Origin of the sequence: Kordiimonas gwangyangensis DSM 19435 = JCM 12864 (assembly GCF_000375545.1) — a bacterium.
GTDB lineage: Bacteria > Pseudomonadota > Alphaproteobacteria > Sphingomonadales > Kordiimonadaceae > Kordiimonas > Kordiimonas gwangyangensis.
This window is the reverse complement of the sequence record NZ_AQXF01000004.1, coordinates 1-19651: the sequence shown is the minus strand read 5'-3', so window position 1 is coordinate 19651 and position 19651 is coordinate 1. Positions and strand designations below refer to the sequence as shown.

The following is a 19651-nucleotide window of genomic DNA, read 5'->3' as shown; positions in this document are numbered from 1 at the left end:
GCGCGCTCGGAAGAGTGATCAGAAGGTGTCCGCGGCAGCTGAAGCTACCAGTCAGACATCATGGAAGGGCCGCCGGACTTCTTGTTGGCCACAATACGCCACAGCTTGAGGTCGCCGGTCTCGAGCATCTTCTTGCGCCGGGTCCAGAATTCGGCCTCGCGCATCAGCGTCTGGATCATGATAGTGCCGTCCTCGCGCTTCGCGAGCTTGGCCGCCACTTCGTCCGCCCCGGCCCATGCCTTGTTGATCATGTCCACATACTGCATGCTGATGTCCTCGGACACCCGCACCTGCAGGCGGTTTTTCTTCAGCATCTCGACAAGGTCGTCTGACAGCACCGGATAAGGGTGAGAACGTTCGCCGACAACCCATTCCTTGTAGCGGTCTTTGCCGAGCACCGCATCGGATGAGATGACATATTCCGTCAGCAGGAACAGCCCACCGGGTTTCAGCTTGTCCTCGATCTTGGCGATCATCGCCGCCTTGTCTTCAATGGTATAGAGCGCTTCCTTCGAGAGCGCGCGGTCGTACTTGCGGTCAAACCCGTCAAAGGTTTCCGGCTCGTACTGTTCAAGCTGCGCTTTTTTCTCGAGACCCGCCATCTTGGAAAGCTTGCGGCCCTTATCGACCAGATTCTGGCTTTCCTCGAATCCGGTGATCCAGACGCCGAAACGGTCCACAAGAACGCGGGCCGGGCCACCAAGCCCCGCACCGATCTGCAGCATGGACATCTCGGGGCTGAGCGCCAGGAGTTTGGAGAGCGAGACAATATAGTCTGGCCCCCCCGGACCACAGAAACCCTTACCCCAGATATATTGAGCGATATCGACGGTAGCGTTGTCCCATGGGTCAAGGTTTTCCGCCGTCGCAGGCGCCTTCGGTGCCTCGAATGCAGGTGTATCCGCTTTTTGTTCCTCGTGTGGCTGACGCTCGCTCAGGCGTTTTTTGATATCGTCAGGATCATAGCCTTCCCACCACGCCTTAAGGCGCAGCTTCAGAGGGACAGAAGCGTCCTTGCCTTTCTGCGGTTTTGTTGCCAAGTGTCACACCCATATCTGCAAACTTCGGATAACACCCCATCATCCGAAGTCTTTCTTAATAAGTATGAAAACCGATCGGGAATTTTTTGCAAGCCCCGATCGATTCAAATTTTATCGATTTTTACTCGTCTTAGCCCCGCAAAGTCGCGCCAACCGCCTTTTCTGCGGCGGCCACAACCTTGGCTGCGATGGCTTCGATGTCCTTGTCGGCGAAGGTTTCACCCTTCGGCTCAAGCGTAACGGTCACCGCAACGGAGGTATGGCCCTCTGGCACACCCTTGCCGTCATAGAGGTCAAAAATCGTCACATCGGTGATGAACTGCTTGTCCGCACCCTTGACCGCACGGATGAGATCACCCGCCTTTGCGTCCTTAGACACAAGGAAAGCAAAATCACGCTCGACCGACTGGAACTTGGATACATTCATCGCGCCCTTCGCGGCACCGGACTTGCGCTGCGCCGGGATCGCATCGAGGTAAACCTCAAAACCGACAACCGGGCCATCCACATCCAGCGCCTTCAGCACACGCGGGTGCAGCTCACCAAAGCTCGCGAGGATGTTCTTGGGGCCAAGGCGCAGCGTGCCGGAGCGGCCCGGATGGTAATAATCCGGCGCTTCGTCAAAGGCCTGCAGGTTGGCAACCGGCGCGAGGGCCGCTTCAAGTGCCGCGAGTGCATCGCGTTTGGCGTCAAACACATTGACCTTGCGGGCACCACCTTCCCAGTGGCGCGGGGACGCGTCGCCAGCGCGGATACCGGTCGCAATCAAGTGCTGGCCGTTTTCGCTGTCGTCCTTATAAACGCCGCCCACTTCAAAAAGCGCCACGGACGCCGCACCGCGGTCCGCATTGCGGCCAGCGGCTTCAATAAGGTTTGGCAGCACAGATGGGCGCATGCAATCAAGCTCGGATGAGATCGGGTTATCGACCACAAGGCTCTCGTCACCACCACCGAACAGCACAGCATTTTCGCGCTTCATGAAGGACCATGTCACCGCCTCATGCATGCCGACAGACGCCAGCCGGCGCTTGACCGCGCGGGAGGTTTTCTGCCGCGCGCTAAGGGTTGTGCCGGCTTTGTGGTCCGTCGCGGGCAGTTGCACGCTCGGGATATTATCATAGCCATGGATGCGCAGCACTTCTTCAACGATGTCGGCTTCGCCCACCACGTCCACGCGCCACGACGGCACATGCACGGTGTAGGGGTCGCTGCCGACAACCTCAAAGCCAAGCTTCTCGAGGATCGCCACGCTGGTTTCCGCACGCAGGTCAACACCACCGAGGGTTTTCACCCGCTCCGAGCGGAACGGCACGGTGTGTTTCCAGTCAGGGGTCGCGCCAGCCTCGAAACGCTCGCTCGGCTCACCGCCACAGAGGTCGAGGATCATCTGGCTCGCGATCTCGAAACCCTGATGCACAAACTGGCTGTCGACACCACGCTCAAACCGGTAGCGCGCATCGGTGTTGATACCGTGGGCGCGGCCGGTCATCGTCGTGGCGATCGGGTCAAAGAGCGCGCATTCGAGCACCACGTCGGTGGTCTCTTCGGTGCAGCCACTGTCTTCGCCGCCGATCACGCCGCCGAAGCCAAGCACGTTTGTGTCGTCCGCAATCACGGTCTCGCCACCCTTGCAGGTATAGGTCTTGCCGTCGAGCGCGAGGAAGCTCTCGCCCGCGTTCGCAAGGCGGGCCTGCAGGTTGCCGCTCAGCTTGTTGGCGTCATAGACGTGGAGCGGGCGGCCGAGGTCGTAGGAGATATAGTTCGTGATATCCACAAGCGCCGAGATGGGGCGCAGGCCGATGGCCTTCAGCCGTTCCTGCAGCCACTTCGGACTCGGGCCGTTTTTCACGCCCGTGAACTTGCGGCCGACAAACAGCGGGCAGGCATGTGCCTGATCGGCCGGCAGGTTGATGGCAACCTTCACGTCGCTTTCGAATGTGCCAGCGACTGCAGCGTCAGAGAGCGGCTTCAGAGTACCAAGACCAGCCGCCGCAAGGTCGCGCGCAATGCCGTACACACCAAGGCAGTCCTGCCGGTTCGGTGTGATCGCGATCTCGATCATCGGCTCATCAAGCTTGGCATACTCCACGAAGGACGTGCCCACGGGCGCATCTTCCGGCAGCTCGATAATGCCGTCATGGTCGTCACCGAGCTCAAGTTCGCGGTAGGAGCACATCATGCCGGACGATTCGACACCGCGGATCTTGGCTTTACCAAGGGTGAAATCGAGGCCCGGTACATAGTCGCCCGGCTGGCCAAGCACGACCTTGATGCCCGCGCGCGCGTTAGGCGCACCGCAGACGATCTGCATCTCGTTTGTGCCGTCCGTCACCTTGCACACCCGCAGCTTGTCAGCGTCCGGGTGTGGCTCGGCGGAGAGGATATGCGCAACCTTGAAGGGCGCAAGCGCGTCTGCCGGGTTCTCGACCCCTTCAACCTCAAGGCCGATGGCGTTCAGTTTTTTCAGGATGTCATCAAGGCTCGCATCCGTGGTGAGATGGTCCTTGAGCCAGCTAAGGGTGAATTTCATCGGCTGAGCCCTCCAGCAATCGTGGGCAGATCAAGTGCGCGGAAACCATAGTGTTTGAGCCAACGAAGGTCGGCGTCAAAGAAGGCACGCAGGTCGTTCATGCCGTATTTCAGCATGGCAAGACGGTCGATACCGCAGCCGAAGGCAAAACCCTGATACACGTTCGGGTCCAGGTTACAGGCTTCGAGAACCTTCGGGTTCACCATGCCGGAGCCGAGAATCTCAAGCCAGTCGTTGCCGTCACCGATCTTGACTGTGCCGCCTTCAAAGCTGCACTGCACGTCCACTTCCATGGACGGTTCAGTGAAGGGGAAATAGCTGGGCCTGAGACGAAGCGTCACCGCGTCCACTTCAAAGAAAGCCTTGAGGAAAGCCTCGAGCGTACCTTTGAGGTGACCGAGGTGGGTGTCGCGGTCGATCACGAGGCCTTCCACCTGGTGGAACATCGGCGTGTGAGTCGCGTCCGAGTCTGAACGGTACGTACGGCCCGGCGCGATGATACGGATCGGCGGCTCTTTGGAGAGCATCGTGCGAATCTGTACCGGGCTCGTATGCGTGCGCAGTACCTTGCGGTCGCCGTTTGCGTCCGGCTTCAGGTAGAAGGTATCATGGTCCTGCCGTGCCGGGTGTTCCGGCGGGATATTGAGCGCGGTGAAGTTATGGAAATCGCTTTCGATATCCGGCCCTTCCGCGACATCGAAGCCGAGCGAGGCGAAAATCTCTGCAATCTCGTCCATCACCTGGCTGATGGGGTGCACGCTGCCCGCGGCGTGGTCAAGCACCGGCAGGGTGATGTCCACCTTCTCCGACTTGAGGCGCGCATCAAGCGCAGCTTCTTCAAGCACGTCCTTGCGCGCGGTGATGGCATCCGCCACGTCATTCTTCAGGCTGTTGAGCGCGGGGCCCATTTCCTTGCGCTCTTCGGGGCTCATGCGGCCAAGGCCTTTCATCAGCTCCGACACGCTGCCTTTTTTGCCAAGTGCCGCAACACGGATGTCTTCAAGCGCGGCAAGGTCACTGGCCGCGTCGATGCGGGCGGTGATGTCCTCTTTCAGGGCTGAGATTTGTTCCTGCATGTCTCTTCCGCTTCGGGATGATCTAATCAAGTGTTTCTAAAGTCGCTGAAATCTGCACCGGGAATATTACAGGCGCAAATAAAAAGGGGCCCCGCCAACGGCCAGGCCCCTTGATGTCTTGGTGCTGCGACGAGTGTCGCAAAAACCAGCTTACTTCGCGAGGGCGGCCTTGGCCTGATCCACAAGCGCTTCAAAAGCAGCCGGTTCTTTGATCGCGAGGTCGCTCAGGACTTTACGGTCAAGCTCAACACCTGCGAGCTTGAGGCCGTGCATGAACTGGCCGTACTGGAGACCGAGAGCGCGGGTACCGGCGTTGATACGCTGGATCCAGAGAGCGCGGAACGTGCGCTTCTTCGCTTTACGGTCGCGGTATGCGTACTGGCCGGCTTTTTCAACAGCCTGGCGAGCAACCTTAATGGTATTCTTACGACGGCCCCGATAGCCTTTAGCCTGCTCGAGAACCTTTTTGTGACGGGCGTGGGACGTCAGTCCGCGTGTTACACGTGCCATGGTATTTTCTCCTTAACCTTGAAGGACCCGAAAAGCCTTAAAGGCCGTTGGGAATGAACTTCTTGACGATTTTGGCGTCACAATCGGCAAGGATAGTGGTGCCACGCTGGTTACGGATCTGCTTGTTCGTGCGCTTGATCATACCGTGCTGTTTGTTAGCCTGGTTGGCACGAACTTTACCTGACGCGGTCAAGCTGAAACGCTTTTTCACGCTCGATTTCGTTTTCATTTTGGGCATTTTGTCCTCACTTCTATAACTGCAAGTTCGACATTTTTGAACCGGCACGGCAGCCCTTAATCAAGCCGGTCGGTTCGATGAAGTGGGGTGTATAGCGCCGGAACGCCCGGTTTGCAAGCAGATTCAGCGCATTTCCGCCTCGCTCCCTTGCATCCGCATGGTCCCCGTGAAACACTGGCGCGATGAAGACACACCGCCCCCATCGGAGAGAGCTTACCATGCGTCTGATCCGCAGTTGTTTCCTTATTATTTTCATGGCGTTCACGCAGGCCGCCCATGCCACGCCGGCGCTATGGCGGGTAGCAGACAGCGACACGGAAATCCACCTCTTCGGCACGCTGCATATTCTTTCGGACGGGATGGAATGGCTGTCACCCGAAGCGCGTGTAGCTTTCATGGATTCGGGCGCCCTGATTGTGGAGCTGAGCGGTGAGGAGATTGACCGCGCGGGGCCCCTGTTCACCGTTGCGGGCAAGCTGCCCGAAGGGCAAAGCCTGCGTAAACTGGTAGGCAACGGCATATATAATGATGTGGAGCGGCTATCGCGCAAACTTGGCCTGCCTGCCAACCATTTTGCAGAGAACACACCCTGGTTCACCGGGCTTTCACTCACGGTCATTGGGCTGGTCAAAGCGGGCTATAACCCGGCAAGCGGCGCGGACAAGTTTTTCATCGCGCAGGCTGAGGGCATGGGCAAACCGGTTTTTGGGCTCGAGACCGCGGCACAGCAGGTTGCGCTCTTTCAGAGCCTGACAGTGCAGCAGGAGAAGGCGCTTCTGGTCGACACGCTGCAGCAGAACGCACAGCTCGATGTGTATTATGCTTCCATGCAGGGCGCTTGGCTTTCCGGCAATGTGGCGGAACTTGACCACATCCTTAATGACGCGCTGGCCATTGCGCCTGAACTCAGGGAAAAGATGCTGAGCGCGCGTAACCGAGACTGGGCTGACAAGCTGATGCAGATGCTGGACCGCCCCGGCAAGTTTTTTGTCGCTGTTGGTGCCGGGCACCTTACCGGGGACGATTCGGTCATCAAGCTGCTTGAGGGCATGGGCGTGCCCGCGGCGCGCATTGAGTAGGCAAACGCCATGACCGCAGGCTATTCCGGCACACCGCTCATCAAGAAACTGGGAATCAAGGAAGGCTTCCGCCTGCGGCTTGAGCACGCGCCAGAGCAGTACAGTGATCTCCTCGGCCCCTTGCCGATTGGTACCGAGGAGGCAGCGCGCGAGTGCGACTTCATCCATGCCTTTTATAAGGAGCGTGCGCTGTTCGCCGATGAGATTGAAAGCTTGATGGGCGCGATCAAGCGGGACGGCATGATCTGGATTTCATGGCCTAAGAAGGCATCGAAAGTCCCAACCGACATGACCGAGGACGTGGTGCGCGAAGTGGCGCTCCCCTTAGGCCTTGTGGACGTGAAGGTATGTGCGGTTGATGAGGTGTGGTCCGGCCTCAAGCTCGTCATCCGCAAGGAACTGCGCTAGGCACTGCCCTTAGCCGTTAATGCTGTCCGCAATCGCGCGCGCGGCCGCAGCCGGGTCATCGGCCTGCGTGATCGGTCGGCCAATCACCAGAATATCCGCACCCGCTGTCACCGCGTCATGGGGGGTCATCACCCGCTTCTGGTCACCGACCGCGCTACCAGCCGGGCGGATGCCGGGCACGATAAGCTTGAAGTCTGCGCCACCCGCTTTGCGCGCCAAGGTGATTTCCCGCGGGCTGCAGACAAGGCCATCAATCCCACTGGTTCTGGCAAGGCCCGCAAGGCGCGCGACCTGTGCTTCAACCGCGTCCACCACGCCGATGGCGTTGAGGTCACTGCCATCAAGGCTCGTAAGCACGCTCACGCCAATCACCCACGGGGCGACATGGCCGTGTCTGTCTGCTTCCTCTGCTGCGGTTTCAGCCGCGCGGCGCATCATTTCCGGCCCGCCCTGGGTGTGGATGGTGAAAAGCTTGGGCCCAAGCGGTGCCACCGCGCGGATGGCGCCCGCCACCGTGTTCGGGATGTCGTGGAACTTGAGGTCGAGGAAGATGGGCAGGCCAGCGTCTGCCACACGTTTGAAACCGTCCGCGCCGTTTGCGCAGAAAAACTCAAGCCCGAGCTTGATGCCGCCCACGCTGCCCTTGAGCGCTTCGGCAAGCGCACGCGCCTGCGCCACATCAACGGTATCAAGCGCGCAGTAGATGCGGCCACTGGGTTTCAGGGTCTCGGGCATGGGCATATTCCTTCTTCGCCGGGCATGAGCCCCGGATTAGCCCTCTTTGCCCCCTTTTGGCAAGGCTTCGGTGGCGCGGCTCACGGTTTCGTGGGCCCGTGTCGCCTGCGCCTTGTGCACATCTTCAGACAGTGACGAGACCTGGCCTTCAAGATAGTCGGCGCGGCGCTCAGCCTTGCGGCGGCGCGCAAAACCCTTGAGCCGGAGCCAGCCGGTGACACCGCCCGCAATCACAAGGCCGATGAAAATGCCAAGGAACAGAACCAGATACACTGGCACCGGTGCCATCAGCGCGCCAAAGGGCTCAAGGCTCAGGACCACATGCTGGCGGTTGGAAATCGAGAAAAGGATGAGAAGAAGCGCAAGCGCAAACCAGAAAACGCGGCGAATCAGGCTGCCAAGAGACTGTGCCATGACACTCTTTCGATTAGTTATTTGCGGCTCCAGCCGCGCGCGTCCCGCACGGCTGCCGTCGGTTTCTAGTCGTTCAGACGTTCGCGCAGGTCTTTGCCGGTCTTGAAGTAGGGCACGCATTTTTCGGCCACTTCAACCTTCTCGCCAGTGCGCGGGTTACGGCCAACCCTTGAGGGCCGCTTCTTTACGGAAAAGGCACCAAAACCGCGCAATTCCACCCGGTCCCCACGAGCGAGGGCTGCGGTAATCTCATCAAAAATTTTGGAAACGATGCGCTCAACATCCCGGTAATAGAGATGGGGGTTGGCTTCGGAAATTTTTGCAATCAACTCGGACTTTATCATCTAGGTCCTCCCCTCGGGGCAATCTTGTCACCAACACTCAGAACGAAGCTACCCGTGTCCAGTGGCTTAAGCGTGCCACCTGAAAACGCACACGTCAAGATAAGCCTTTCTACGGAAAGGGCTTTTGTCACGGGTTTTTTGTATCAATACGACGACATTTGATCAAATTGTCGTGCGGAGTGCGGCAAAAATAAGAAAGGCCGCCCAAATTGGACGGCCTTCCCGAAACATCAATCTGTATGAAAACAGATTATTTGTCTTCTTTGGCTTTCTCGAGTGCAGCACCGAGGATATCGCCGAGGCTTGCGCCCGAATCGGCGGAACCATACTGCTCAACAGCTGCTTTTTCTTCAGCAACTTCGAGGGCCTTGATGGAGAGGTTCAGCTTGCGGCTGCCTTTGTCCATGCCGGTAACCATGGCGTCAACCTTGTCGCCTTCAGCGAAACGCTCTGGGCGCTGGTCACCACGGTCACGTGCGAGGTCAGAGCGGCGGATGAACGCGGTAACGCCCGTGTCGCCAACTTCAACTTCGATGCCGTTCTCGTTTACAGCTTTAACCACACAGGTGACTTGTTCGCCTTTCTTCTTGGAAGAAACGTTGGTGAACGGGTCGCCGGACAGTTGTTTGATGCCGAGGGAGATACGCTCTTTTTTCGTATCGACGTCGAGCACAACAGCTTTGACCATGTCGCCCTTTTTGAATTCCTGGATGGCTTCTTCGCCCGAACGCTCCCAATCGAGGTCGGAGAGGTGAACCATGCCGTCGACATCGCCATCGAGGCCGATGAACAGACCGAATTCGGTGATGTTCTTGACTTCGCCTTCGATTTCGGTGCCGGTCGGGAATTTGGCAGCAAAAGCTTCCCACGGGTTTTCGCCACACTGCTTGAGGCCGAGGGAGATACGGCGCTTCGAAGGATCAACTTCGAGAACCATAACTTCGACTTCCTGGCTCGTGGATACGATTTTGCCCGGGTGTACGTTTTTCTTGACCCAGCTCATCTCGGACACGTGTACGAGACCTTCTACGCCGCTTTCAAGCTCAACAAACGCACCGTAGTCGGTGATGTTCGTAACCGTACCGGTGAACTTGGCGCCAACCGGGTATTTGGCTTCGATGCCATCCCACGGATCGGCTGCAAGCTGCTTCATGCCGAGGCTGATGCGCTGCGTTTCCGGGTTGATGCGAACAACCTGTACTTTCACGGTCTCGCCGATCGACAGAACTTCCGACGGGTGGTTCACACGACGCCAGGAGATGTCGGTCACGTGCAGCAGGCCATCGATACCGCCGAGGTCAACGAACGCACCGTAATCGGTGATGTTCTTCACAACGCCCTCAACAGCGTCGCCTTCCTGGATCTGACCCATGAGCTCAGCACGCTGCTCAGCACGGTCTTCTTCGAGGACGGCACGACGGGATACAACGATGTTACCGCGACGACGGTCCATCTTCAGGATCTGGAACGGCTGCTCGATGTTCATGAGCGGGGTCACGTCACGGATCGGACGGATGTCAACCTGGCTGCCCGGCAGGAATGCAACAGCGCCAGAGAGGTCAACCGTGAAGCCGCCTTTAACGCGGCCGAAGATAACGCCGTCAACACGTGCGTCGCCTTCAAATGCTTTTTCAAGCATTTCCCAAGCTTCTTCACGACGAGCTTTATCGCGCGACAGGATAGCTTCGCCGAGCGCGTTCTCAACGCGGTCTACGAATACTTCTACGGTGTCACCGATTTTGATCTCAGCCGCTTTGCCAGCCGGGGCAAATTCTTTGAGCGGTACACGGCCTTCAGCTTTGAGGCCAATGTCCACAATCGCAAAGTCGTTCTCGATGGAGACGACAGTACCCCGTACAACGCGGCCTTCAAAGCCATCGTCTTCCGAGGGGAGGGTTTCGTTCAGCAGTGCCTCAAAATCGTCGAGGCTCGGCATTTTTGCCGCTTCAGACATCTATGTCTTCCTTTCAGGTCAATACTATTCGTGCCAGCCGGTTGGCTCCGGCGGTCTTCTTCCGGGTTTCTCAAGTGCGGGACCACCCCGCGCTTCTCTGTGGTCCGGAAGCCTCAAACACCAACAAATTCTGACCCCTCGGGCCAAGCTTCCTTATCGGTAAGCTACTGGTCCGGGAGTCGCTCTCGTAAAGCGTCATCGGTTATTGGGGCGCCATGCGTTCTTTCACAAGTGCCGCCGCCCTTAAAAACACGGCGTCTATATCCAAATTGCTCGTATCAAGCAAGAGGGCATCTTCCGCGGGCTTCAGGGGCGCATCCTCGCGGTTCATATCGCGTTCGTCCCGTTCGCGTACGTCGGCGAGTATAACATGAAAATCGGGTTCGACGCCACGTTCCTCCAGCTCCTTGAAGCGGCGCTTGGCGCGCACCTCTGCGCTCGCAGTCACAAAGAGCTTGAGGTCGGCATTCGGGCACACCACCGTGCCGATATCGCGACCATCCAATACCGCCCCAGGGCGACCTTCAGGCGGGCTCACGGCAAAATTACGCTGAAACTCCAGAAGGTTAGCACGAACGCCGGGAAGCGCCGCCACTTTGGAGGCCGCATTGCCTGTCTCCTCCGCGCGCAACTCGGGGTCACTGAGCAGCGCAAGGTCGAGGGCCTTTGACTGCTCCTCCGCCACACCGGCATCGGCAGGGTTGCCGCCTGCGCGCAGTACGCTGAGGCCCACAGCACGGTATAGCCCGCCAGTGTCGAGATAGGCGAAGCCAAACTCGTCCGCCAGCCGTCGCGCCAAAGTGCCCTTGCCAGCCGCCGCCGGCCCGTCAATTGCGATAATCAATGCGAATCACCCTTCCTGTTCCTTGCCTTTTTAATAAATGCAGTCAGCCAAGGTGACCAGCCTAAAAGGATTCGACTCTTCGTATGTGTCCTGATAAAAACAGAACAAATAGTGAACATTTATACAGAAGGGACGGACCATGATTGAGAGCGCAACGGCAGTGTTGCCGGTTGACCGCATTGAACCCAGCCTCGAATTTTTTGCCCGCGTCGGCTTTGAGAAGATCGTCGAGGTGCCGGAGGGCGACCATCTGGGTTTTGTCATTCTGATGCAGGGTGGTGTGCAGCTGATGTACCAGACCCGCACCAGCATTCAGGAAGACAGTGGCATGCTCCCGAACCCTGGCGAGGGCGCGCCCGTACTAATGTTCCTGAAAACGGACGACCTTGAGGCCTGCAAAAAAGCGCTGGAGGGTTATGAAGTGGTGATGGAAGAGCGCACCACCTTTTATGGCGCACGCGAAATCGGCTACCGCGAGCCGGGCGGCCATATCGTTACCTTCGCTGAATTCGCGGAAGAAGCCGAGGGCTAGTTAGCTCCCGAGCGCGAGCCCGGCACCAAGGCCTGTCATCAGGTCGATGAAAACCGGGAAGCTTGTCTGGATGGGTGCGGCGTCATCAATGGTGATGGCGCCCTCCGCCATCTGGCCGAGGACCGAGAAGCTCATGGCGATACGGTGGTCAAGATGGGTGGCGACAGTGCCGCCGCCCTTGACCATGCCACCCGCGCCCTTGATCTCGATCCCGTCTTCAAATTCGGTCAGCTCAACCCCGTTGGCCTGCAAGCCAGCAGCCATCACAGCAAGGCGGTCAGATTCCTTGACCCGCAGTTCCTCAAGCCCCTTAAAGCGGCTGGTACCTTCAGCTACCGCCGCGGCACAGAAAAGCACCGGGAACTCATCAATCATGGTTGATGGGTCGACCGGCAATTCGGACACGCCCTTGAGCTTCGCCGCGCGCACACACAGGTCCGCCACCGGCTCACCACCGAGGGTGCGCCCATTCATGATTTCAATGTCAGCGCCCATGGCCTTCAGCGCATGCACAATGCCGGTGCGCAGCGGGTTCATGCCCACATTCTCAACAACGATGTCGGAACCCGGGATGATCGAGGCGGCGACCAGCAGGAACGCGCTTGAGGACACATCGCCCGGCACCTCGAAGTTCACCGGCTTCAGCTCAGGCTGGCCGGTGAGGCGCACGACATAAAGCCCGTCTTCCTCTGATGTTTCAATCTCCGCGCCCATGGATTTGAGCATGCGTTCGGTGTGGTCGCGCGTGGCAACCTTCTCGCGCACCGTCGTCACGCCCAGCGTGTTGAGGCCCGCCAGCAGCACAGCAGACTTCACCTGCGCGCTTGCCATCGGCGTGGTGTAATCAATCGGCAGCGGATTTTGGCACCCTGTTACGGTGAGCGGCAGGAACTTGCCGTCGCGCGCGCTGAATTCAGCCCCCATGGAGGTGAGCGGGTCAATCACCCGGCCCATGGGACGACCGCGCAGGCTCGCGTCCCCGGTCATGGTGACGGTGATATCATGGCTCGCGATCAGGCCCATGATCAGGCGTGTCGAGGTGCCCGAATTACCCATGTCGATCACATTATCAGGCGTCTGCAGCCCGCCGATTCCCACGCCGTCCACAACCCAGTGCCCTTCACCGAGTCGCTCAACGCGCGCGCCCATGGCACGCATGGCCTCGGCCGTTGCGAGCACATCTTCGCCTTCCAAAAGGCCCGTGACCTCACTTCTGCCCACCGCAAGCGCGGAAAGCATGATGGAACGGTGGGAGACAGACTTGTCGCCCGGCACTTTCACAGTACCAGTCAGCGGGTTACGTGAAGTAGAAATAAGGCTTGGCACGAGGGGAATTCCGGCTTTAGAAGTATGGACAGACACTAATGCTTTGACAGGCGCAAACGATCATGGCAAGGGATGCGCCGAATTCTTGGCCGAAAAGCGCTGTGAGCGCAAGGCCTGATAGTGCGGAAACGCAAGGAGAGAGACGTGGCGAAACCCGAATGGGGCACAAAGCGCACCTGCCCGAAATGCGGCACGCGCTTTTATGATCTGGGCAAGGACGACCCTGCAACCTGCATCGATTGCGGTAACCAGTGGGCGCCCGAGCCAATCCTGAAAGCCAAGCAGCCGGTTATTGTTGAAGACAAACCGACCAAGGCCAAAGACGAAGACGAGGATGATGTGAACCTCGACGACGACGAGGATGATATCGATATCGATGACGATGACGATATGCTCGGCGACGTGAGCCTCGACGATGACGATGATGACGAAGTCACCGGCATGGTTGACACTTCGCTCTCGGACGACGAGACCTAAGCATAGTTTGGCTTCGGGCGGCCTATAAGCCGCCCGGAACACGCCGAAAACGGCGGTCGTTTTTTTTCTTGCGCGTCCAAAAGGCTCCGCCTATAGTCCGCGCCGTTCCGGAGACGGAACACTACCAGCAGATCATATCTGATCATGGGGCCGTAGCTCAGCTGGGAGAGCGCTACACTGGCAGTGTAGAGGTCGTCGGTTCGATCCCGATCGGCTCCACCAATAATTCCAAGGGCTTAGGAAGCATTTCCTGGGCCCTTATTCTTTGTGGGACCACCAAAGGGACCATGACAGGACCAGTGAAGTTTGTAGAACTCGCATTCCTACATTTCCGGATCTCTATACAAGTTAGTCGGTACGGTCAGGAATATGCTCGACCAGCTTTTCAACCGGCACCCGAAAGTAATTGCATAGCTTGTCAACGATCTCCGTCGAAGCGTTATAGCCCTTCTGGTTCGCGACCTTGGTCAACGTCGTCCGATGAATGCCGGTCTCCCGGGACACCTCGTCAAATGTGACCTTACGACCTTCATTGAAGCCCTTGTCAGCCATTACCTCTCTCAAGCGAAAACGAATCATCAGCAACTTACACTCATCAAATGATGCTTATGAACATCTTTTTTTGTTGACATACATCATTGCGGCGATATAAAAGATGCGTATACACATCATTAGCCGCGTGGGAGTAACAAAAGATGAGCCCAACATACTTAACAACCGAAGAGTTGGCTAGTAGAATCAAATACGATGTCCGCACTATCCGTGAACGCCTGAAAGATAGCGTCCTTCTGGAGGGGGTTCATTACATTCGGCCGTTCGGCGGGCGCAAAATTCTCTATCTCTGGGAAACTATTGAAAGAGATATGCGCGAGCAGCACAGCCTACCCACAAGCTTCTCGAGTCTGGCGGTTTAAGATGGCCGCAATCGGGTCTCGGAATGGACGACTGTATATTGACTTCCGCTACCAGGGAATTCGATACAAAGAATACACCGGCGCACAAGATACACCGGCGAACCAAAGAGCAGCTCAGCAACTTTTGAAGCGCATGGAAGCCGAGATTACACTCGGGACGTTTAGCTATCTCAAGTATTTCCCTGATGGGCGCGCCGCAAGTAAATTCGCGGCGCAACAAATGCGAACGCTTGAATCCAGAAGTGCGGCTGATGCCTTTGAAACCTTTGCTGAGCTTTGGTTTACCGAACGAGAAGTCGAATGGCGGCAGTCTTATCGGGATATCAACCGCGCCACGCTCGACCGCTACATCATCCCGCACTTCAAGGGCAAGAGGCTTGATGAAATCAACAAAGGCATGATTTTGCAATTTCGCGCTTTTCTTGCCGAACAACCCGGGCATGGTAACGGTACGTTGTCAGCGTCCAGAATCAACCACGTCATGATCCCCCTTCGCATGATCTTGGCGGAAGCAGCCGAGCGGTATGGTTTCAGAAATCCGTGGGTAAACATCAAAAGGCTCAAAGAAGCAAAGCCTAAAGTTGATCCTTTTACCCTGCGGGAAGTTCAAGCGATTCTTGAAACAGTCCGGCCCGAATTTAAACCATATTACATCGTTCGCTTTTTTTCTGGCTTGCGATCCAGTGAAATCGATGGCCTGCAGTGGAAATATCTGGACTTTGAACGACGCCAAATTCTGGTGCGGGAAGCGCTCGTTCAGGGTCGGCTGGTGGGCACAAAGACAGATGGATCAAGCCGTGAAGTTGATATGTGCACGCAAGTGCATGACTGCCTGAAGCGTATGTATGACAATACGCCAGACAGGTCAGGGTTTGTGTTCTGCACTCGCGATGGCACTCCTCTGCAAAATCGGAATGTCACACAACGTGTCTGGTATCCTTTATTACGCCACTTGTCCCTTGCAAAACGGCGCCCGTACCAAACCCGCCATACCGCAGCAACGTTATGGCTGGCAGCCGGCGAAAATCCGGAATGGATTGCGCGGCAGATGGGCCATAGCAACACGAAAATGCTGTTCGAGGTGTACAGCCGCTATGTACCAAACCTCACCCGCAGAGATGGCTCCGCGTTCGAACAGCTTCTGAAAGCTGAATTTGGCACCAACCTCAAAACGACAGATAAAAATTGCCGCTATGAAAAACATGTCAAGTGAAGACGCAGTAAACACAGACTTTCTAATGCCGGATCCGTTTCGCCAAAAGGTCATCGCAGAATTGGCTTGTGTGATTATGACACAGTAGCAGCTTGATGATTGCGTCCAGTTCAAGCTGTCGGGGTTGCAAAGCCGGTTGAGTATCAAATGTGGAAACATAAAGCGTTCTCCACGTTAGGACTCGATGTATGCCAGCGCCTTACAGCGCTCGTTGAGCTAAATCGGTTGCTCGCAATTGCTTATGCATCTACCGAATAAGCCATCATTTGGCTACACACACCGAATCTGGCGCTTGAAGGTAACAGCCTGTTGGATCATATGCTGGCTTATGGTTTCCAAGGAACTCTTCATATCTGTGAAATTTTTTATTCTGGCAGCCAGAAATATATGCTGAGAACCGTTCTGCAATATCGTTAGATCCAGAAAATATTCCCCGACACTTAACAACGCACCACCACATGCAATGTCGTCTGTTGATTTCGACTGAGAATTGATCCGGTAGAGTGATAAATTTCCATTGAGCATTGACCCATGTGGAACTCCCCCCTGGCTTTGATGAGCAGGGGAAGATGGAGTGTTGGACATGGCGTTTTGAGCGTTATCAGGCGCTGGCATCACCGGGATCATCTGTCGATCCGGGAGATAGCGCGGCGGACAGGACTATCACGTAATACCATTCGCAAATATCTGCCATCGGACACGATCGAACCACAGTTCAGGGTGCCGGAGCGGCCGAGCAAGCTGGACCCATATGCCGAGCAGCTTTCGCTCTGGCTGAAACGGGAACAGGGCCGCCGCCGCAAGCAGAAGCAGACGATCAAGCAATTGCATGCCGATCTGGTGATCCTCGGCTACGAGGGCTCTTACGGACGTGTGGCGGCTTTTGCCCGGCCCAGGCATGAGGACTATCGTCGTCAGCAGCATCTGGGCGGACGAGGTACCTTCGTGCCCTTGTCCTGCGCGCCAGGCGTGGCCTTCACCTATGCGCCCGGCCGCAGCGACCGGCATGGCGAGACTAAGCTCGATGGCTTCGAGGGTTTTCTGTAGGTTATGCGGGCTACAACCGCCTGGCCAAGCGGGTGGAGGCGCCGCTCATGCTCGCCTATTTCTGGGCCCGTGCCCGCCGTAAGCGAATGGACGTGGCCAAGAACAAATTCGCTCCGATCGCCGACGAGGGCCTAAAGCGCATCGCGGCCCTGTATCGTGTCGAGGCCGCCATCCAAGGCCAGAGCGCCGCCGTGCGCATGAAAGAGAGACACGCGCGGGCCAAACCGCTGGTGGACGCCTTCAAGGACTGGCTCAGCCGGACACTCTCGCCTATCGTTGCCAAGAACAGGGAAACCAACATCAAAAAGTTGCATCCCGTTAACAGTAGTCCAATCAAGGCTATGGGGGAAAATCACCGCTTACACTGAGCTCCGCCTGTAGTCGTCTTCGTAGCGGATGATGTCATCTTCGCCGAAATAGTCGCCGGTCTGCACTTCAACGAGGCGGAGCATGCCTGTGTTCTTGTTCTCTAGGCGGTGGCGTGTCCCCACTGGCAGGTAGACGGATTCGTTGGCATTCAGGGTGATGATGTCATCATCACGGGTGACGGTGGCCTGACCTTCGATCACCACCCAGTGTTCGGCCCGGCGGTTGTGGGACTGCAGGCTGAGCCGCTTGCCGGGATAGACACACAGTTCCTTCACCTGGAAATGGCTGTTGATGGCGAGCGAGGTGTAGAAACCCCACGGGCGGTAAACGGTGGTATGGAGCTTGGCCTCGTCCCGGCCGTTGGCCTTGAGTGCCTCGACAATCTGTTTGACGTTCTGGTCCTTGTCCTTGGGGGTGACCATGACTGCATCGTCGGTCGCGACAATGACAAGGTTGCTGATGTCAGTGGCAGTGACAAGGCGCTTGTCGGCATAGACGAGACAGTCGCTTGAATTGAGGAGGGTGACATCCCCCTTGGTCACATTGCCGCGCCCGTCCGCCTCGCCGGTGTCATGAAGGGCGGAGAAGCTGCCAAGGTCCGACCAGCCGATGGCGCAGGGCACTACTGCCGCCTTGCTCGTCTTCTCCATGATTGCATAGTCGATGGAGTTGGCAGGCACCTTGGCGAAGCGGTCTTCGGGCAAGCGGTGGAACTGCAGGTCGCTCTCAAGCGCACCGAAGGCATCGCGGCAGGCGGCTACCATTTCTGGCACATGCTGCTCGGCTTCATCCAGAAGTGTCTGGGCGCCAAACATGAACATGCCGCTGTTCCAGAGATATTCCTTTGACGCGAGATACGCCTGTGCGGTTGCGGCGTCGGGCTTCTCCTTGAAGCTTGCGATGCGGTGCGCACCAGCGGTGCCGCTTAGCGCTTCGCCAGGATTGATGTAGCCATAGCCGGTCTCGGCCGAGGTGGGGTGGATACCAAAACAGGTGAGATAGCCGCCCCGCGCGGCAGCGGCAGCACGTTCCACCGCGTCGTGGAAGGCGGGCACATCGGTGATCAGGTGATCGGCGCTCAGCACAAGGATGTTGGCATCCGGCGACTGCGCGATAGCCTCGAGTGCCGCGACGATCACAGCAGGTGCGGTGTTGCGGCCCATGGGCTCAAGGATGATACGGCCACGTGCAAGCCCTGCGTCATCCGCCTGTTTGGCGAGGAGGAAACGGTGCTCGTTGTTGGCAATGACAATCGGTGCCTTGAAGCCGTAGCGGTGGCCGACACGCTCAAGCGCCTGCACAAACAGGCTCTTGTCACCGGCGAGCGGCAGGAACTGCTTGGGCATACCAGAGCGTGACAAAGGCCAAAGCCGGGTGCCTGACCCCCCACACATGACGACCGGGTAAATATCTCTAAACATCGACTGTCCTGAATAAAGCAAATAAAAACACAAACGGGCCAAGGCCAAAAAAGACTTCCCGCCGCAAATCTATAGAAATTATCCCGACCGAACAAGCCTTACCCGATACACTCGCCCAATACATCAACGCAACAAAACTGGTGTATTTGTTGCGCGCTTTTGTTACACCGCTTATGGTTGACCTGCCCCCCGGAATTTAGACCATTTTGAGCTGGAATTTTCCAATTATGATCCCCGTGTGGGGAGGAGGAGAATTCCATGAAGAAGTCGAAGTTTACGGAGGCGCAGATTGCCTTCATCCTGCGTCAGGCCGAGGAAGGGACACCGATCTCGGAGGTTTGCCGCAAGGCAGGCATCGCTGAGGCCACCTTCTATAACTGGCGCAAGAAGTATGCTGGGCTGATGCCATCGGAGATGAAGCGCCTTAAGCTGCTGGAAGAAGAGAATGCCAAGCTGAAGCGCTTGGTAGCCGACCTCAGCCTGGACAAGGCGATGCTGCAGGATGTGATCAAACGAAAGCTGTAGGGCCTGACCGGTGCCGCACGATCATCGATGACGTGCGTGCCGTCTGGTCCGTGAGCACACGGCGGGCTTGTCAGGTTCTGCAGGCCTGCCGCGCCAGCTATGTCTACAAGGCCAGACGGCCCGATCAGGCCCAACTCAAGAAACGGATCAAGGAGCTTGCCGAGGTGCGGGTGCGCTACGGCTACCGGCGCATACACACGCTTCTGGTCAGGGAGGGCTGGCAGGTGAACATCAAACGGATACGGCGGCTGTACCGGGAACTTGGGCTCCAACTCAGGAACAAAACACCGAAGCGGCGGGTCAAGGCCAAGCTGAGGGATGACCGGCAAGCGGCCGCTGCCCCGAATGAGGTTTGGGCCATGGATTTTGTACATGATCAATTGGTGACCGGTGAGAAGCTGCGCATCCTGACGGTGGTGGACACCTGGTCACGCTTCTCGCCTGCGACTGATCCGCGACGCAGTTATCGCGGTGAAGACGTGGTGCGAACCCTTGAGCAGATCTGCCGCAGCACTGGCTACCCCAAGACGATCCGGGTCGACCAGGGCTCGGAATTCATCTCGCGTGACCTGGACCTGTGGGCATACCAGAAGGGTGTGACCTTGGACTTCAGCCGACCGGGTAAGCCTACGGACAATGCTTTCATCGAATCCTT

At 57.5% G+C, this 19651-nt stretch carries 19 protein-coding genes, 1 tRNA gene and 3 pseudogenes; 10 read left to right on the top strand and 13 right to left on the bottom strand.

From position 1 onward, the window contains the following. Nucleotides 1-44 precede the first annotated feature (44 nt). The 5 genes from B150_RS0111695 to rpmI form a co-directional block, all read right to left on the bottom strand. Entirely contained in the window at nucleotides 45-1040 is a 996-nt protein-coding gene (locus B150_RS0111695) for an SAM-dependent methyltransferase (protein ID WP_020400115.1), read from the bottom strand. A gap of 130 nt (nucleotides 1041-1170) precedes the next feature. Further along, nucleotides 1171-3570, bottom strand: a complete 2400-nt coding sequence (pheT, locus tag B150_RS0111690) for a phenylalanine--tRNA ligase subunit beta (protein WP_020400114.1) — start codon at nucleotides 3568-3570, stop codon at nucleotides 1171-1173. After that, the gene (pheS, locus tag B150_RS0111685; RefSeq protein ID WP_020400113.1) at nucleotides 3567-4646 is read right to left on the bottom strand and encodes a phenylalanine--tRNA ligase subunit alpha; all 1080 of its coding nucleotides are present in this window, start codon (nucleotides 4644-4646) and stop codon (nucleotides 3567-3569) included. Before pheS ends, pheT begins: the two co-directional genes overlap by 4 nt. 150 nt (nucleotides 4647-4796) lie before the next feature. Beyond that, the gene (gene rplT, locus B150_RS0111680; RefSeq protein ID WP_020400112.1) at nucleotides 4797-5156 is read right to left on the bottom strand and encodes a 50S ribosomal protein L20; all 360 of its coding nucleotides are present in this window, start codon (nucleotides 5154-5156) and stop codon (nucleotides 4797-4799) included. A gap of 37 nt (nucleotides 5157-5193) precedes the next feature. After that, nucleotides 5194-5385, bottom strand: coding sequence for a 50S ribosomal protein L35 (gene rpmI / locus B150_RS0111675; protein ID WP_369408039.1), 192 nt, complete (start codon nucleotides 5383-5385; stop codon nucleotides 5194-5196). A 227-nt stretch (nucleotides 5386-5612) separates the two neighbouring features. Between rpmI and B150_RS0111670 the strand changes: the two genes are divergently transcribed. Continuing rightward, nucleotides 5613-6473: a TraB/GumN family protein gene (locus B150_RS0111670; protein WP_020400110.1), complete on the top strand. Its 861-nt coding sequence runs from the start codon at nucleotides 5613-5615 to the stop codon at nucleotides 6471-6473. 9 nt (nucleotides 6474-6482) lie between these two features. Next, on the top strand, nucleotides 6483-6881 hold the full coding sequence (locus B150_RS23260; RefSeq protein ID WP_020400109.1) for a DUF3052 family protein: 399 nt from the start codon (nucleotides 6483-6485) through the stop codon (nucleotides 6879-6881). Nucleotides 6882-6890: 9 nt separating this feature from the next. Here B150_RS23260 and pyrF read toward each other — a convergent pair whose 3' ends face one another. The 5 genes from pyrF to cmk form a co-directional block, all read right to left on the bottom strand. Beyond that, nucleotides 6891-7616 carry an orotidine-5'-phosphate decarboxylase gene (gene pyrF / locus B150_RS0111660; protein ID WP_020400108.1) on the bottom strand — a complete coding sequence of 242 codons (726 nt, stop codon included), beginning with the start codon at nucleotides 7614-7616 and terminating at the stop codon, nucleotides 6891-6893. A 36-nt stretch (nucleotides 7617-7652) separates the two neighbouring features. Then, a complete protein-coding gene (locus B150_RS0111655; RefSeq protein WP_020400107.1) occupies nucleotides 7653-8030 on the bottom strand; it encodes a DUF1049 domain-containing protein in 378 nt (125 codons plus the stop codon). Between the two features lie 65 nt (nucleotides 8031-8095). Next, the gene (locus tag B150_RS0111650) at nucleotides 8096-8374 is read right to left on the bottom strand and encodes an integration host factor subunit beta (RefSeq protein WP_020400106.1); all 279 of its coding nucleotides are present in this window, start codon (nucleotides 8372-8374) and stop codon (nucleotides 8096-8098) included. Nucleotides 8375-8624: 250 nt separating this feature from the next. Next, entirely contained in the window at nucleotides 8625-10328 is a 1704-nt protein-coding gene (rpsA, locus tag B150_RS0111645) for a 30S ribosomal protein S1 (protein WP_020400105.1), read from the bottom strand. Nucleotides 10329-10530: 202 nt separating this feature from the next. Then, the gene (cmk, locus tag B150_RS0111640; RefSeq protein WP_020400104.1) at nucleotides 10531-11172 is read right to left on the bottom strand and encodes a (d)CMP kinase; all 642 of its coding nucleotides are present in this window, start codon (nucleotides 11170-11172) and stop codon (nucleotides 10531-10533) included. A gap of 139 nt (nucleotides 11173-11311) precedes the next feature. On the opposite strand from cmk, the gene B150_RS0111635 reads away from it, so the two are divergent. Next, nucleotides 11312-11704: a VOC family protein gene (locus tag B150_RS0111635; protein ID WP_020400103.1), complete on the top strand. Its 393-nt coding sequence runs from the start codon at nucleotides 11312-11314 to the stop codon at nucleotides 11702-11704. Here the strand turns inward: B150_RS0111635 and aroA are convergent, their stop codons facing one another. Beyond that, nucleotides 11705-13030 carry a 3-phosphoshikimate 1-carboxyvinyltransferase gene (gene aroA, locus B150_RS0111630; protein WP_020400102.1) on the bottom strand — a complete coding sequence of 442 codons (1326 nt, stop codon included), beginning with the start codon at nucleotides 13028-13030 and terminating at the stop codon, nucleotides 11705-11707. Nucleotides 13031-13174: 144 nt separating this feature from the next. Between aroA and B150_RS0111625 the strand changes: the two genes are divergently transcribed. Together B150_RS0111625 and B150_RS0111620 are read left to right on the top strand one after the other, a co-directional pair. Next, on the top strand, nucleotides 13175-13507 hold the full coding sequence (locus B150_RS0111625) for an FYDLN acid domain-containing protein (protein WP_020400101.1): 333 nt from the start codon (nucleotides 13175-13177) through the stop codon (nucleotides 13505-13507). Nucleotides 13508-13653: 146 nt separating this feature from the next. Continuing rightward, nucleotides 13654-13729 (top strand) — tRNA-Ala (locus B150_RS0111620). Between the two features lie 126 nt (nucleotides 13730-13855). On the opposite strand, the gene B150_RS0111615 is transcribed toward B150_RS0111620, so the two are convergent. Further along, on the bottom strand, nucleotides 13856-14086 hold the full coding sequence (locus B150_RS0111615; protein ID WP_025896761.1) for a helix-turn-helix domain-containing protein: 231 nt from the start codon (nucleotides 14084-14086) through the stop codon (nucleotides 13856-13858). Nucleotides 14087-14202: 116 nt separating this feature from the next. Between B150_RS0111615 and B150_RS23635 the strand changes: the two genes are divergently transcribed. The 4 genes and pseudogenes from B150_RS23635 to B150_RS0111590 form a co-directional block, all read left to right on the top strand. After that, nucleotides 14203-14421 carry a hypothetical protein gene (locus B150_RS23635; RefSeq protein ID WP_020400099.1) on the top strand — a complete coding sequence of 73 codons (219 nt, stop codon included), beginning with the start codon at nucleotides 14203-14205 and terminating at the stop codon, nucleotides 14419-14421. A 1-nt stretch (nucleotide 14422) separates the two neighbouring features. Further along, a complete protein-coding gene (locus B150_RS20790; RefSeq protein WP_025896760.1) occupies nucleotides 14423-15634 on the top strand; it encodes an Arm DNA-binding domain-containing protein in 1212 nt (403 codons plus the stop codon). Between the two features lie 555 nt (nucleotides 15635-16189). Then, nucleotides 16190-16618, top strand: a pseudogene (locus B150_RS20785) (IS21 family transposase); the annotation flags it as partial. Nucleotides 16619-16692: 74 nt separating this feature from the next. After that, nucleotides 16693-17049 (top strand): annotated as a pseudogene (locus B150_RS0111590) (IS66 family transposase); the annotation flags it as partial. Here the strand turns inward: B150_RS0111590 and B150_RS0111585 are convergent. Next, on the bottom strand, nucleotides 17041-18471 hold the full coding sequence (locus tag B150_RS0111585; RefSeq protein WP_026168338.1) for a mannose-1-phosphate guanylyltransferase/mannose-6-phosphate isomerase: 1431 nt from the start codon (nucleotides 18469-18471) through the stop codon (nucleotides 17041-17043). The pseudogene B150_RS0111590 and the gene B150_RS0111585 overlap by 9 nt on opposite strands. Nucleotides 18472-18729: 258 nt before the next feature. On the opposite strand from B150_RS0111585, the pseudogene B150_RS23385 reads away from it, so the two are divergent. Continuing rightward, nucleotides 18730-19651 (top strand): annotated as a pseudogene (locus B150_RS23385) (IS3 family transposase); the annotation flags it as partial.

Coding starts and splice junctions, on each gene's coding strand:
- pheS (WP_020400113.1), bottom strand. CDS start 4,646: ATGCAGGAACAAATCTCAGCCCTGAAAGAGGACATCACCGCCCGCATC.
- B150_RS0111655 (WP_020400107.1), bottom strand. CDS start 8,030: ATGGCACAGTCTCTTGGCAGCCTGATTCGCCGCGTTTTCTGGTTTGCG.
- B150_RS0111615 (WP_025896761.1), bottom strand. CDS start 14,086: ATGATTCGTTTTCGCTTGAGAGAGGTAATGGCTGACAAGGGCTTCAAT.
- rpmI (WP_369408039.1), bottom strand. CDS start 5,385: ATGAAAACGAAATCGAGCGTGAAAAAGCGTTTCAGCTTGACCGCGTCA.
- pyrF (WP_020400108.1), bottom strand. CDS start 7,616: ATGCCCGAGACCCTGAAACCCAGTGGCCGCATCTACTGCGCGCTTGAT.
- B150_RS0111635 (WP_020400103.1), top strand. CDS start 11,312: ATGATTGAGAGCGCAACGGCAGTGTTGCCGGTTGACCGCATTGAACCC.
- B150_RS0111585 (WP_026168338.1), bottom strand. CDS start 18,471: ATGTTTAGAGATATTTACCCGGTCGTCATGTGTGGGGGGTCAGGCACC.
- B150_RS20790 (WP_025896760.1), top strand. CDS start 14,423: ATGGCCGCAATCGGGTCTCGGAATGGACGACTGTATATTGACTTCCGC.
- rpsA (WP_020400105.1), bottom strand. CDS start 10,328: ATGTCTGAAGCGGCAAAAATGCCGAGCCTCGACGATTTTGAGGCACTG.
- B150_RS0111650 (WP_020400106.1), bottom strand. CDS start 8,374: ATGATAAAGTCCGAGTTGATTGCAAAAATTTCCGAAGCCAACCCCCAT.
- B150_RS0111670 (WP_020400110.1), top strand. CDS start 5,613: ATGCGTCTGATCCGCAGTTGTTTCCTTATTATTTTCATGGCGTTCACG.
- pheT (WP_020400114.1), bottom strand. CDS start 3,570: ATGAAATTCACCCTTAGCTGGCTCAAGGACCATCTCACCACGGATGCG.
- rplT (WP_020400112.1), bottom strand. CDS start 5,156: ATGGCACGTGTAACACGCGGACTGACGTCCCACGCCCGTCACAAAAAG.
- B150_RS23260 (WP_020400109.1), top strand. CDS start 6,483: ATGACCGCAGGCTATTCCGGCACACCGCTCATCAAGAAACTGGGAATC.
- B150_RS23635 (WP_020400099.1), top strand. CDS start 14,203: ATGAGCCCAACATACTTAACAACCGAAGAGTTGGCTAGTAGAATCAAA.